Origin of the sequence: Chitinophaga arvensicola, assembly GCF_900110835.1 — a bacterium.
Classification (GTDB): Bacteria; Bacteroidota; Bacteroidia; order Chitinophagales; family Chitinophagaceae; genus Chitinophaga; species Chitinophaga arvensicola.
The window spans coordinates 3,151,091-3,163,693 of the sequence record NZ_FOJG01000002.1; the positions used below are offsets into that span (position 1 = coordinate 3,151,091).

At 48.9% G+C, this 12,603-nt stretch carries 12 protein-coding genes; 9 read left to right on the top strand and 3 right to left on the bottom strand.

Annotated features, from left to right (window positions below):
• Positions 1-35 precede the first annotated feature (35 nt).
• From BMW79_RS29665 to BMW79_RS29700, 8 genes are all read left to right on the top strand, one after another.
• Positions 36-671, top strand: a complete 636-nt coding sequence (locus tag BMW79_RS29665) for a (2Fe-2S)-binding protein (protein ID WP_089902004.1) — start codon at positions 36-38, stop codon at positions 669-671.
• Positions 668-1,648 (top strand): FAD binding domain-containing protein, encoded by a 981-nt coding sequence (locus tag BMW79_RS29670; RefSeq protein ID WP_089902009.1) that lies wholly within the window; start codon positions 668-670, stop codon positions 1,646-1,648. The genes BMW79_RS29665 and BMW79_RS29670 overlap by 4 nt, the downstream gene beginning before the upstream one ends.
• Positions 1,645-3,786, top strand: coding sequence for a xanthine dehydrogenase family protein molybdopterin-binding subunit (locus BMW79_RS29675; RefSeq protein WP_089902011.1), 2,142 nt, complete (start codon positions 1,645-1,647; stop codon positions 3,784-3,786). The genes BMW79_RS29670 and BMW79_RS29675 overlap by 4 nt, the downstream gene beginning before the upstream one ends.
• Positions 3,783-4,937 carry an XdhC family protein gene (locus tag BMW79_RS29680; RefSeq protein ID WP_089902014.1) on the top strand — a complete coding sequence of 385 codons (1,155 nt, stop codon included), beginning with the start codon at positions 3,783-3,785 and terminating at the stop codon, positions 4,935-4,937. The genes BMW79_RS29675 and BMW79_RS29680 overlap by 4 nt, the downstream gene beginning before the upstream one ends.
• The gene (locus BMW79_RS29685; protein ID WP_089902017.1) at positions 4,937-5,533 is read left to right on the top strand and encodes a nucleotidyltransferase family protein; all 597 of its coding nucleotides are present in this window, start codon (positions 4,937-4,939) and stop codon (positions 5,531-5,533) included. Before BMW79_RS29680 ends, BMW79_RS29685 begins: the two co-directional genes overlap by 1 nt.
• A 273-nt stretch (positions 5,534-5,806) precedes the next feature.
• Positions 5,807-6,700 carry a phytanoyl-CoA dioxygenase family protein gene (locus BMW79_RS29690; RefSeq protein ID WP_089902019.1) on the top strand — a complete coding sequence of 298 codons (894 nt, stop codon included), beginning with the start codon at positions 5,807-5,809 and terminating at the stop codon, positions 6,698-6,700.
• A gap of 10 nt (positions 6,701-6,710) precedes the next feature.
• The gene (locus BMW79_RS29695; protein ID WP_089902022.1) at positions 6,711-7,520 is read left to right on the top strand and encodes an SDR family NAD(P)-dependent oxidoreductase; all 810 of its coding nucleotides are present in this window, start codon (positions 6,711-6,713) and stop codon (positions 7,518-7,520) included.
• Between the two features lie 107 nt (positions 7,521-7,627).
• Positions 7,628-8,368 carry a DUF72 domain-containing protein gene (locus BMW79_RS29700; RefSeq protein WP_089902024.1) on the top strand — a complete coding sequence of 247 codons (741 nt, stop codon included), beginning with the start codon at positions 7,628-7,630 and terminating at the stop codon, positions 8,366-8,368.
• Here BMW79_RS29700 and BMW79_RS29705 read toward each other — a convergent pair.
• Positions 8,357-9,136: a DNA-formamidopyrimidine glycosylase family protein gene (locus BMW79_RS29705; RefSeq protein WP_089902027.1), complete on the bottom strand. Its 780-nt coding sequence runs from the start codon at positions 9,134-9,136 to the stop codon at positions 8,357-8,359. The two genes, BMW79_RS29700 and BMW79_RS29705, sit on opposite strands and share 12 nt — an antisense overlap.
• 330 nt (positions 9,137-9,466) lie before the next feature.
• Here BMW79_RS29705 and BMW79_RS29715 point away from each other — a divergent pair, with 330 nt between their 5' ends.
• Complete coding sequence (locus tag BMW79_RS29715) at positions 9,467-10,216, top strand: murein L,D-transpeptidase catalytic domain family protein (RefSeq protein WP_089902033.1); 750 nt, start codon at positions 9,467-9,469, stop codon at positions 10,214-10,216.
• On the opposite strand, the gene BMW79_RS29720 is transcribed toward BMW79_RS29715, so the two are convergent.
• Both BMW79_RS29720 and BMW79_RS29725 read right to left on the bottom strand, forming a co-directional pair.
• Positions 10,217-11,776, bottom strand: coding sequence for a L,D-transpeptidase family protein (locus BMW79_RS29720; RefSeq protein WP_089904431.1), 1,560 nt, complete (start codon positions 11,774-11,776; stop codon positions 10,217-10,219).
• 166 nt (positions 11,777-11,942) lie between these two features.
• Positions 11,943-12,530: a hypothetical protein gene (locus BMW79_RS29725; RefSeq protein WP_089902035.1), complete on the bottom strand. Its 588-nt coding sequence runs from the start codon at positions 12,528-12,530 to the stop codon at positions 11,943-11,945.
• Between the last annotated feature and the right edge of the window lie 73 nt (positions 12,531-12,603).

A 12,603-nucleotide genomic window follows, 5' to 3' on the forward strand; every position in this document is an offset into this window, starting at 1 on the left:
TTTGCTAACTTATTAGTGATTAAATCTGGTAGCAAATGCCACAGGAAAACGACCAACAAAACTATCCGCAAAAAAAGGAAAAACATGAAGCCCGGCGCGACTTCCTGAAACAGTCTTCCGCCATGATGGCCCTGGCCCTCACACCGCCACTGGTCATGAAAGCGGCCCAGCACGATGAAGCCATCGCGGGCATTTTTGAGAAGATGCCGCTGAGCCTGGAAATAAACGGCAAAAAAGTACAGCTGTCGGTAGAGCCGCGCGTTACCCTGCTTGACCTCCTCCGGGAACAACTACAACTCACCGGTACCAAAAAAGGCTGCGACCACGGGCAGTGTGGCGCCTGCACCGTTCATGTAAATGGTCAGCGCATCAACTCCTGTCTCACGCTCGCAGTCATGCAGGAAGGTAAAAAAATCACTACCATAGAAGGAATCGCAAACGGCGATCAGCTCCACCCTGTACAGGAAGCATTCATCAAACACGATGGCTTCCAGTGCGGCTATTGTACTCCCGGCCAGATCATGTCTGCCGTGGCCTGTATCCGGGAAGGACATGCCGGATCTCCCACAGAGATCCGCGAATTTATGAGTGGAAATATCTGCCGCTGCGGCGCCTACGATAATATTGTAAACGCTATTATGGATGTAAAACAGGGAGGAACCGCCGTATGAATCAATTCTCCTACATACGCCCCGCCAGCCTGAAAGCGGCTATTGATGCGGTGGCAAAAGATAATTCCGCCCGCTTCATCGCCGGCGGCACCAACCTGCTCGACCTTATGAAGAGCGGCGTTACCACACCCGAAAAATTGGTAGACATCAACCGGCTGCCACTGAAAGAGATCCAGGTAAACGGAGCGACATTACACATCGGCGCCCTGGCACTCAACAGTGAACTGGCAGCACACGATACCGTAAAATCGCAATACCCGTTGCTGTCGCAGGCCTTACTGGCCGGTGCTTCCCAGCAGCTCCGCAATATGGCTACCGTAGGTGGAAACATGATGCAGCGCACCCGCTGCTCCTACTTTTACGATACCACCATGCCCTGTAATAAACGTAATCCAAACAGCGGCTGTGGCGCTATCGGCGGCATCAACCGCATGCATGCCATCTTTGGCGCCAGCGATAGCTGCATCGCCGTACATCCCAGCGATATGTGTGTAGCACTGGCTGCCCTGGATGCTACCGTACTGGTAACAGGTCCCAAAGGCAGCCGCCGCATCCCGTTCCACGATTTCCACCGCCTGCCCGGCAACACTCCCCAACTGGATAATAACCTGGGAAAAGGAGAACTGATCACTGGTGTGGAAATTCCTGCTAACGACTATACGAAATATGTATACTACCTGAAAGTACGTGACCGCGCCTCCTATGCTTTTGCATTGGTATCCGTGGCTGCCGCACTGGATATCCACAACAACGAGATCCGGAGCGCCCGCCTGGCAATGGGCGGCGTAGCACATAAACCCTGGCGCCTGTATGAAGCAGAGAAAGCACTGACCGGTAAAGCACCCACGGAAGAAAATTTCCGGTACGCCGCCAACATCGCGATACAATCTGCCAAAACTTATCCGCATAACGCCTTTAAAACAGGCTTATCGCTCAACAGTATTCAAACAGCCTTACTTAAAGCCGCCACCGTATGAAAAAGCAACAAACAGGACAGTCTATGGACCGCGTGGATGGCCGCCTGAAAGTAACCGGCGGGGCAAAATATTTCGCTGACCACCACCTGCCAGATATGCTTTATGCCGCACTGGTATGCAGTCCTATTACCAGTGGCACCATCAGCAGTATCAATGCCACAAAAGCATTGAAAGCGCCCGGCGTACAGGACGTAGTATCCCATCTCAATGCACCACCGGTGCCGGGATATAAAAACGCTGAAGCCGGTGCCAAAGACGGACTCAAAATATTTAAAGACAACCGCATCTATTCCAATGGCCAGCCGGTAGCAGTAGTAGTGGCCAATACCCTGGAACGCGCCGTATATGCGGCCTCCCTGGTGGAAGTACAATACAACCAGGAAACGCATCATACAGATATGAACGCCAGCATGAACAAAGCCTTTCAGAACAACCGTATGAAAGACTACCTGCGCGGCGAAGCTGACGCCTGGAAGAAAGCCCCTGTAACAGTGGATGCTACCTATACCATTCCACTGGAAGTGCATAATCCTATGGAACTGGGTGGTATCATCGCCCACTGGGATACACCAGACACACTGGTACTGTATGCCAAAACACAGGGCGTAAAAAATGTGCAGGATACCATGAAGAAACTATTTCAGTTGCCGGAACAGAACATCACCGTGCATTCTGAATTTGTAGGCGGTGGTTTCGGAATGGCGTTGCGGGTGTGGCCAATGGAAGTGGCCACCATCCTGGCGGCTAAGAAGATACGCAAGCCGGTGAAACTGATGCTTACGCGGGAGCAGATGTTTACCCTGGTAGGATATCGTCCAAATGCCACGCAGCAACTCAGCCTTGGCGCTACGGCCGATGGCAAACTTACCGGTATTACCCACGAAGCGGTAGCTATTACATCTCCTTACGAAGATTTCACAGAAGGCATCGTTGCCATGAGTAAATTCATGTACGCCTGCACCAATGTAAATACCCGTTATCAACTGGTGCCGCTGAACATGAGTACCCCTGTATGGATGCGCGGCCCCGGCGAGGCCACCGGCGCTTTTGCACTGGAATCCGCCATCGATGAACTGGCAGATAAGCTGCACATGGATCCCCTGCAACTCCGGGTATTGAACCACGCTGATACAGATCCCGAAAGAAACCTGCCTTTCTCCAGTAAATATTTAAAAGAAGCTTATCTGCTCGGCGCAGAAAAAATAGGATGGGCGAATCGTAATGCCGTGCCCCGCAGCCTGCAGGAAAATGGAATGCTGGTGGGCTATGGCATGAGTAGCGGCACATTCGGCGCTTATCGTGGTAAAGCTACGGTATCGGCTACACTGAAATCAGACGGTTCCCTGGTACTGCAGAGTGCCGCCAGCGACATTGGCCCCGGTACCGCTACCGCCATGGTGCAGATAGCGGCAGATGTAACCGGCATCCAGGCTTCAAAAATAAAATTCATGCTCGGTGAATCCCGCTATCCGTTTGCTCCACAGCAGGGTGGCTCTTCTACCGTATCTACCGTAGGTAGCGCTGTAACAGATGCATGTCAGGCATTACTGCAAAAGCTGGCATCGCTGGGCATCAGCGGCCCCGATTTCAAAGGCGCTGAACAGGAAGTCACTGTTACCGCTACTTCCCAGGCCGGAAAAGAAAGGGACCAATATTCCATGTACTCCTTCTCCGTGCATTTCACCAAAGTACATGTACATCCGGCCACCGGCGTTGTACGTATTCAGCATATTGTGAGTGTGGCAGATGCCGGCACTATTGTAAACACTAAAACTGCCCGCAGCCAGATGATCGGCGGCGTGGTGGGCGGTATCGGGATGGCGCTCACAGAAGAGGCCATACTGGATCATCGTTTCGGCCGGTTTGTGAACAACAACTATGCAGATTATCATGTTCCGGTAAATGCAGATACACCGCCTACAGATGTGTATTTTATCAATAAAAAAGATCCTTATATCAATCCCATGGGAGCCAAAGGGATGGGAGAAATAGCGCTGATCGGCTTTGCCGCCGCTGTATCCAACGCAGTATACAATGCCACCGGCAAGCGGGTACGCGATTTGCCCATTACCCCGGATAAAGTGCTCGATAATAAAGGGAATCAGCCATGGAAAGTGGAAAATAAAATGACAACATGAAAGAACTCGAAGATATCGTAAAATCATACCACGCCGCCTGCCGCCAGAGGCTTAAAACCGCATTGGCCACCGTGGTACATGTGGAGGGATCGGCTTACCGCCAACCCGGTGCAAAAATGCTTGTTACAGAAAACGGCGCCCTTACCGGCGCTATCAGCGGCGGCTGCCTCGAAGGCGATGCCTTACGCAAAGCACAACTGGTCATGATGCAGCAACGCCCGATGCTGGTCACCTACGACACCAATGATGAAGACGATGCTAAACTGGGCATAGGCCTGGGATGCAATGGCATCATCCATATCCTGCTGGAACCCGTAAACACAGAAGACCCGGACAACCCGGTAGCCATGCTGCAGGAAATCACGGTACACCGTACCCCTGCCGTACTTGTAACTTTGTTTAGCCTGCACCAGCGCAAAGCACCACAACCCGGCACCTGCCTGGTACTCACGGCCAACGGGCAAATGCAGCACTGCATACCCGACTGCCATCTGCAAAATGCAATTACCGCCGATGCACACCACGCATTACAAACACAATGCTCTTTCACCAAAACATACCTCTCTACCGGTAACGACTATACTACGCATACCGCCTTTATTCCACCAGCGCCACAACTGCTGATTGCCGGCGCCGGTAACGACGTTATCCCGCTGGTGAAAATGGCCGCTCTCCTCGGCTGGCATACCATTGTAATCGACGGACGCCCCGGTTACGCTACCACCAACCGTTTCCCCGACGCCACACAGGTAATCACTGCCAAACCAGCCCAGGTACTCCCACTGGTTCATACAGACGCATACACCGCCTCTGTGCTGATGACGCATAACTACAACTACGACCTGGCACTGCTGGCTCAGCTCCTGCCACTACCCATACCTTATATCGGTGTGCTGGGCCCCGCAAAAAAATTGCAACGCATGCTGGGCGAACTGATGGACAATGGCATTTCCATCACCCGTCCACAACGGGCACGCATACACGGCCCCGCCGGACTTGATTTAGGCGCAGAAACCGCCGAAGAAATCGCGCTGTCCGTGATCAGCGAAATCAAGTCCGTGCTCTCCGCTGCTGCCGCCACCTCGCTGCGCGAAAGAACCACCGCCATCCATTCCCGCGAACAACAAATCATCCTTCAACAACAACTATAATGGAAACAACTGGTATCATCATCCTGGCCGCCGGCGCCTCAAAAAGACTCGGTACTCCCAAACAACAACTCACCTTTCAAAATAAAAGTCTTTTACTTAACGTCGTTCATACCGCCCGTGAATCCGGTAATAATATTCCTGTTGTAGTCGTACTCGGCGCATTCGCTACCCAGATCAGGGAACAACTGGTCAATGAAAAGGTACATACCGTCGTCAACCCCAATTGGCCCGCCGGCATGGGCGGATCTATCCAGACAGGATTACAGCAACTGCGCCGCATTGCCCCGCAAGTAAGCAATGCGCTGCTCCTGCTATGCGATCAGCCCTTTATTACCACCAACCTGCTGGTAGAAATGTACGCCCTCAAAAATACCTCCGGCAAGGCGATCGTTGCATGTTCCTATGGCGATTCCATTGGTACGCCTGCCTTGTTTGATAAATCATTTTTTCCACAGCTGCTGGCCCTCAGTGGGCAGGAGGGCGCCAAAAAGATACTACTGGCCCACCCCGACCAGGTGGCTACTGTCGATTTTCCACAGGGCGCGGTGGATATTGATACCAGTGGCGACTATGAACAGCTGCTCACCAATAGTTGACCCACTCCCGCAAAAATATTTTTTGGTAAATTAACCGACATGCTTATATTTGTCTACAAGAATGGTAGACTAATAAAACGATATCACCATGAACACAGATCAAAATCACCGAAACCCGCACCAGATAAGTGCGTTCTTATACCGCCCCACCAAAGCGGCATCTTATTGTTGTTGTTAATTTCCCCTCCTACCTGCGGCCACTCCACCAATCGCCGCTATAGCATCATCTATTTCAACAACTGATTTATCACTGTCAACTAAAAAGTCATCGTCATGAAAACGACAAACCAACCCGTATTCCGCCTCACCGACGGCGTAACTGAAGCACATCTTGACTATTTCCGTCAACATGGCATTATCCAGTTTAAAGGCTTCCTGGACAAAAATGAATTGTCCATTGTACACAATGAACTGCAACAGGTGCAGGAACTTCTGCTCCGCAACAACATCCAGAAAGTAAATGGTATTCCGCTGAAATTCGGTACCGACGTGGACGGCAGCCCGTTGATCCAACGCATTGCATTCGCATCACACTATAGCAACGCCTTACGTGAACTGGTGAGAGATAAAAGATTACAGAGTCTCACCAGCCTCTTAGGCCCCTATACCGGCAGGATTGGTGAAAATGAAAAAGACGGCCTGGTAGTTAATCATTATGTGAATACCACCGAAAGCCAGTTCAAACAACTCGGCTGGCATACCGACAGCCCGCGTGATCTGTTCCTCGGCACCCGCATCCTCCCTATGCTGAATGTAGGTATTCACCTGGACGATTGCCCGCTGGACAATGGTGGATTAAGAGTACTCCCCGGTACACATGAACAAGGCCTGCTGAAATTATTATTCAGGAAGAAATACTTCATCGATAACAACCCGGATAAAAAAGAAGTAGGTTTCGATATCTCCGCCGGCGATCTTACCGTACATGATGGACGCCTCTGGCACCGTGTACAGCAGTCGCCCTACACCGGCGAAAAGAGCCGCAGGAGAGTGATGTACATTCCGATTATCACCGGCGCCTACGCACCTAAAACGGCCAATAGCCCAACGCCATTCTATCACAAACTGGCGCATCTCAAACAACATCTCTATGGCGGAAGACCACAATGGGTGAATGTAAAAGCCCGTTCCGAAAGCCTGGCAGAAGTGAATACTCCATCCCTCTAAATATTATCGCATGTCATACGCACTCATCACCGGAGCAGCAAAAGGAATAGGTAAAGCTATTGCAGCGCAACTGGCAGAAAGAAATTATAATTTGTTGCTGGTAGATATTGACGAAGCAGCACTGGCTGCTACTGCAGAAGAACTCTCTGCACGGTATCACGTACACGCACATACGTTGCATCAGGATCTGTCGGCGCCGGGGGCACTGCAACGTGTCACCGGCTGGACCAGCCCCTATCATGAACTGCTCTCTGTAGTAGTGAATAATGCGGGCTATGGGATCAATGGTCCGTTCGAACAACTCACCCTTGCAGAGCAATTCAACATCATCGATGTAAATATAAAAGCACAGGTTGGTTTATCCTACGCTTATATCCCGGTATTGCGGCAGTTCCCCAGGGCTTACCTGCTCAACCTGGCCAGCACAACGGCTTACCAGACCGTTCCTTACCTGAATATCTACGCGTCTACCAAAGCCTTTGCCTTGTCGTTTACACGTGGGCTCCGGTATGAGCTAAGACACTCCGGCATCTCGGTCAGCGCCTTAAGCCCCGGTAGTACCGACACCGATTTTGTAAACCGCGCCAGGATGGGAGAATACACCCGCAACGTGGCCAACCGCTTCAATATGACCGCAGAAAAAGTGGCCAAAATAGCGGTAGACGGGCTCTTCAAAGGGAAAGCAGAAATTATTCCCGGCTTCACCAACAAACTGAATGCATGGCTGCCGAAATTTTTCCCCAAAGCATTTGTGGAAAAGATTGCAGCCGGCATTTACGAGCCCAAAGAAAAAGCGGGAGAAGTAGCCCTTTCTGCCTGAAACCATTACGCCTGCGGACATACGCGCTAAAGCGGCATCATTCGGTTGGTGCGGCTTTAACGCACTTATATATGGGAACAACATTTGCAGAGTGCCAGTAAAAGATCATGGCAACTACAGGCATCCATATAGGCACCTCCGGCTGGAGCTACCGGCACTGGCGGGAAATATTCTATCCAAAGGAATTGAAGCCCACTGATTATCTCTCCTGGTACGCCAAAACTTTTAAGGTAACAGAAATCAATACTAGCTTCTATCACCTGCCCCGGTTATCTACCGTGGAAGGATGGATCGAAAAAGTACCAGCACGTTTCTATTTCTGTCCGAAAATCAGCCGCTATGTGACCCACGTAAAACGACTGACTGATCCGGAAGAATCACTCCCAAAATTCTTCGACCTCTTTAATCCTTTTAAAAAGCACCTGGGACCGGTGCTGCTGCAACTCCCGCCCTCTGCAGCTTTCGAGGCAGACAGGGCAGATCATTTTTTCCAGGTACTCACAAAAAACTATGGTGATTATCATTTTGCACTGGAAGCACGGCATAAAAGCTGGTTGTCGGAAGAAGCCACTGCGATGTTGCAGCAATACAAGATCGCATGGGTCATCGCCCTCTCCGGAAACAGGTGGCCATATGCAGAAACAATTACCGCCAAACACATCTATCTCCGCTTCCATGGCCCCAATGGCAGATATGATGCCTTATACCCGGAAAAACTCATCACGGAATATGCAGGGAAAATAAAAGAATGGCAACAGGATAAACATACCGTCTGGGCTTTCTTTAACAACGACGGCCACGGCTATGCTTTGCAGAATGCACAACAATTAATCACCCTACTCAAATAACACCTGCTCATCTGTATAATAGGTTTTGCGGCCACCACCAGTGTCCTTCTTAATGGGCGCACCATCGGGGCTTTCCGTTAATTTGGCGTTATGCACCAGCATAAAATCCCTCACCTCCCCATTAATGATGTCCGGGTTACTTTTCAGGATCTTCTTTTCTGCCCCTTCCAGGATCTTTTTGATAGATTTCAATAATGCTTTGATAGACGCATCCGGAATTTTATTGCAGATAGAAAAAGGAGAAATCTTTGCATCCCACAAAATATCGTCCGCATAAGCGTTTCCGATACCGAGTACATTATGCTGATCGAGCAGATATTTTTTTATATTGATTTTCTTTTTGGCCAGCTGCTCTTTCAGATAGCTTTCATTAAATTCTTTCGATAAAGCGTCCGGCGCGGTTTTAGGTTCCGGGTCCAGGAAGATATTCGCTGCACCCTGGAAATCCGTAAGCACCAGCCCGTCGCCACCGGTAAACAACAATTCTACTATCGTATATTTTTGTTCATTTTCTTTATCAAAGAAATACAATTTCCCATGCAACATGAGGTGCATACCGAGCACATGCCCGTTTTTAAATACAAAATGCAGTTCTTTCCCCACCCGTTGAATATGATCCAGCGGCTGTCCCTCCAACGCCTCTTTCAGGGCCTTCTCTGTAGTATGTAATTTCTTCGCATTTTTCACCGTGAGGGTGGTGAGCTTTTTATGTAGCAGTTTCTTTTCAAGGTTGTGCTTAAACGCTTGCAAATCGGGTAATTCTGGCATGATGGATATTTTAAAGAAAATTAACGATTCCGGGGGAAATAATAAAGGACCGGCAATAATAACCGGCCCTTCTTTTTTATGGCAGTTTTCTCTTCTTACAAAACGTCTCCTCAAAGATAAAAACTACAAAACATACGCTTATACTGATATTGTCCGGCATTTAACGAAAATTTGCCACTTATACACATTTTTCATGTATGTGAACAGCATGTTAAAAAATGTCCGGGAGCGGCCTCAGACGGCCTTCTTCAAGACATTCCCACTGCAAAAATCGTTATCTTTGGAGCTTATGCCTTTTCTCTAAACCAAATTAAAACACGGAGTGTGAACATGACAGTGAAGCAAACGATCAAACCGTTAATTTTTGTTATTACTATTTGCAGCTTTGCATTTCTTTTTACAAACCTTACCACACCGGAAAAATCTACTGCGGCCATTCAACCGGCAACAGCAGTAAAAGTGGATTCTTCCCAACGGGAAAGTCTATACGATAACATGCGGTTGGATACCCTCGGTCTTTCCAGGGAAGCGTTCGATAATGCCATGATTGGCTACGAACACCTGGAAGAGAGCGGCCGGATTAAAAATCCCGATGTGTTGTCTATTATCGACTTCTCCCTACCCAGCACCAAAAAGCGTTTGTTTGTAATAGATCTTAAAAATAAACTGTTACTCTTCAACACGCTGGTATCTCATGGCAGAAATTCCGGTAAAGATATCGCCAATGCTTTTTCAAACCAGATGAACAGCTTTAAGAGCAGCCTTGGTTTCTATATCACCGGCGATACCTATAATGGTGAACATGGCTTATCCCTTCGACTGGAAGGCGAAGAAGCCGGTATCAATGACAATGCCCTCAGCAGAGGTATTGTAATGCACAGCGCCAATTATGTAAATGAAAATCTGGGCAAAGCACAGGGCTATATCGGCCGCAGCCTGGGATGCCCTGCTATCCCCGAAAATATCCACCGTAAAGTAATCGGAAGTATCAGAAATGGCACCTGCCTGTTCCTGTACAGCCCGGATAAATATTATTCCGCGCATACCAGGATCCTCGTTAAAGGCAGCACCGCCTCCTGATTACTTAAATAATTTTTCTTTAAAGACCGCATCATGTCCATATACATCGGAGGCAAAGTATAATTTGTCTCCGTTTGTCCATGCCGTGAAGTAGGTAATGATGACCGGCACCGGGTTCTTTACTGCTACAAACTTTTCCTTTCCGCTGTTCATAGCACTGTCTATTTTTTCGTTCGTCCATTGAGGAGAGTCTTCCAGAACAAACTGCGCCATTTTTACCGGATCTTTCAGCCGGATACAACCATGACTGTAAGCCCGGTTATCGCGCTCAAACAAACCCTTCTCAGGCGTATCATGAAAGTAGATATTATAACTATTGGGAAACAGGAATTTCACCTTACCCAGTGCGTTATGCTGGCCGGGCAACTGGCGGATCACGGGTAAACCGTTCGCTTCCCCGGTTACTTCCATATGCTTGGAAGCCAGGTATTTCTTATTCCGTTGAATAGCCGGCAGGATCTCTTTTCTGACAATGCTCCGGGGAATATTCCAGTAAGGACTGAACACTACCTGGTTCAGCATACCGGAAAACATAGTAGTGCTATGCCCTTCTTTTCCCACTACAATGTCCATATCAAATAAGCGTTTATCCCCGTCCGTTACATGCAGTACAAAAGCAGGTATGTTCACCAGGATCAGCTTCCCCTGTGGTTTCACCGGCATCCACTTCATGCGTTCCATATTCACCAGTAACTGCTGCAGCCGCTCTTCAGCGGGCACATTCAGGGCTTTCACCACGGTATCATTCAGCACACCGTTTTGCGTATACCCGTTACTGTTACGGAAAGCATTGATGGCTGTTTCCAGTTCATCGGTGAATACGGCGCTGCTGTCATTATTTTTCAGCTCACCTGTGAGGGAAAGTCGTTTTTTCACGGCTATTATTTCGGGAGATGACTGACCTTTCTTTAGTCCCTTCTTTATATCCGGTATTTGCACCCAGCCGCCCTTACCAGCGTATTCCCGGTAAGCTTTAAGTGGGGCTTTCATAGCAGCTACTGCCGGAAATACTTTATCATCTGTTTTTAACATAGAGTCTGCCAGCGCCATGGCGGGATAACGTTGTGCTGGTACCATATGTTCCAGCTGGTCAATGCTGCCGCCTGTTTCCCTGAAATAGTTGATCAGCCGCCAGGTAAGTTGCAGTTCTGTTTTAACCATTTCTTTGTCGCCGGCGCTGATGCTCAGGCTGTCTTCATCCATAAGTGCATTCAGTCGCTTATCCAGTGCCCGGTTGCTGGTACTGTCTTTACTGTAGTTATACAAACTGCGGAAAGCGGCCGCCTGTTCTACAGGTCCACGGCTGTCGAGCCAGGCGAACTCAAAGTTGCGGGCATTATAAAAACTACGCAGCCGGTTGGCAGTAGTATCATCCAGCTTTTCAGCAGTAATAAACGCAGCGATCGCCGAACTGTCCAGGAACAGGTCGTTATAAGCATTTTCACGCGTAATACCGGTATTCACCGGGCTGATGTGCGCATCTGACGTTGCAGGAGCAGAAGGGGAGCTACAGCCTTGCAGGATGTAAGCGAACAATGTAATCAGTAATAGCCTTTTCATACCGGACATCCTGCAAAATGAAAGCCGGTTCCCATAAGCCCGCTTACAGCCGCTAAAAGGGCCATCGACGTAGCTGGCAGGGAACAAACTGTGCATATACGGCAACAAAAAGTCCCCCTGCAAAACGCAGGAGGACTTTTATATTTCTTAATATATTTATAGCTATCTAATCTTTCAGTCCCAGGTAACGTTGAACAGATTTATAATCTTTCCAATCTACCACATTCGCACTACGCGCAGCTACTCCACCTGGTATCAGCACATAACGGAACTGCTGGATAATTTTCTGACCCGGGAAATTACCACTTGAAAAATCATGGCTGGCAATGATAGTAAGGCCGCCTTCTTCCGCACGGAAGCTTACAAACAGGTAAGGATCTACATAAGGTAAAGGCACAATATAAGGGTGATCAGCAGAATCGAGATTAAAATAAACATTGATTGTTCCTTTGGTAAGGATGTCTTTAGTCAGTTTAGGAACATCTACAAAGCCAACAAAACCATCAGTGGTAGCTACGTTGTTCTGATCCCGGATGGTATCAAATGTCACATTTAACCACTGTGAATAAATTACATTGGCAACACCGGTATCTCCTTTGGGACCATTAGCACCAGCGGGACCAGCAGGACCGGCAGGGCCAGCTGCACCCGGATTTCCGGCAGGACCCTGCGCGCCATCTTTGGAACAGGCGGCAAAAGCCACAAGGGCAGCAAATAAAAACATCAAGGGCAGGTGACGGGAGGAAAGTTTCATAATGAAGGATTTTGGATGATTTAAATAATTCTTTTATATGGCGACAGATTCGAGGCAACGGGATCAATAACGC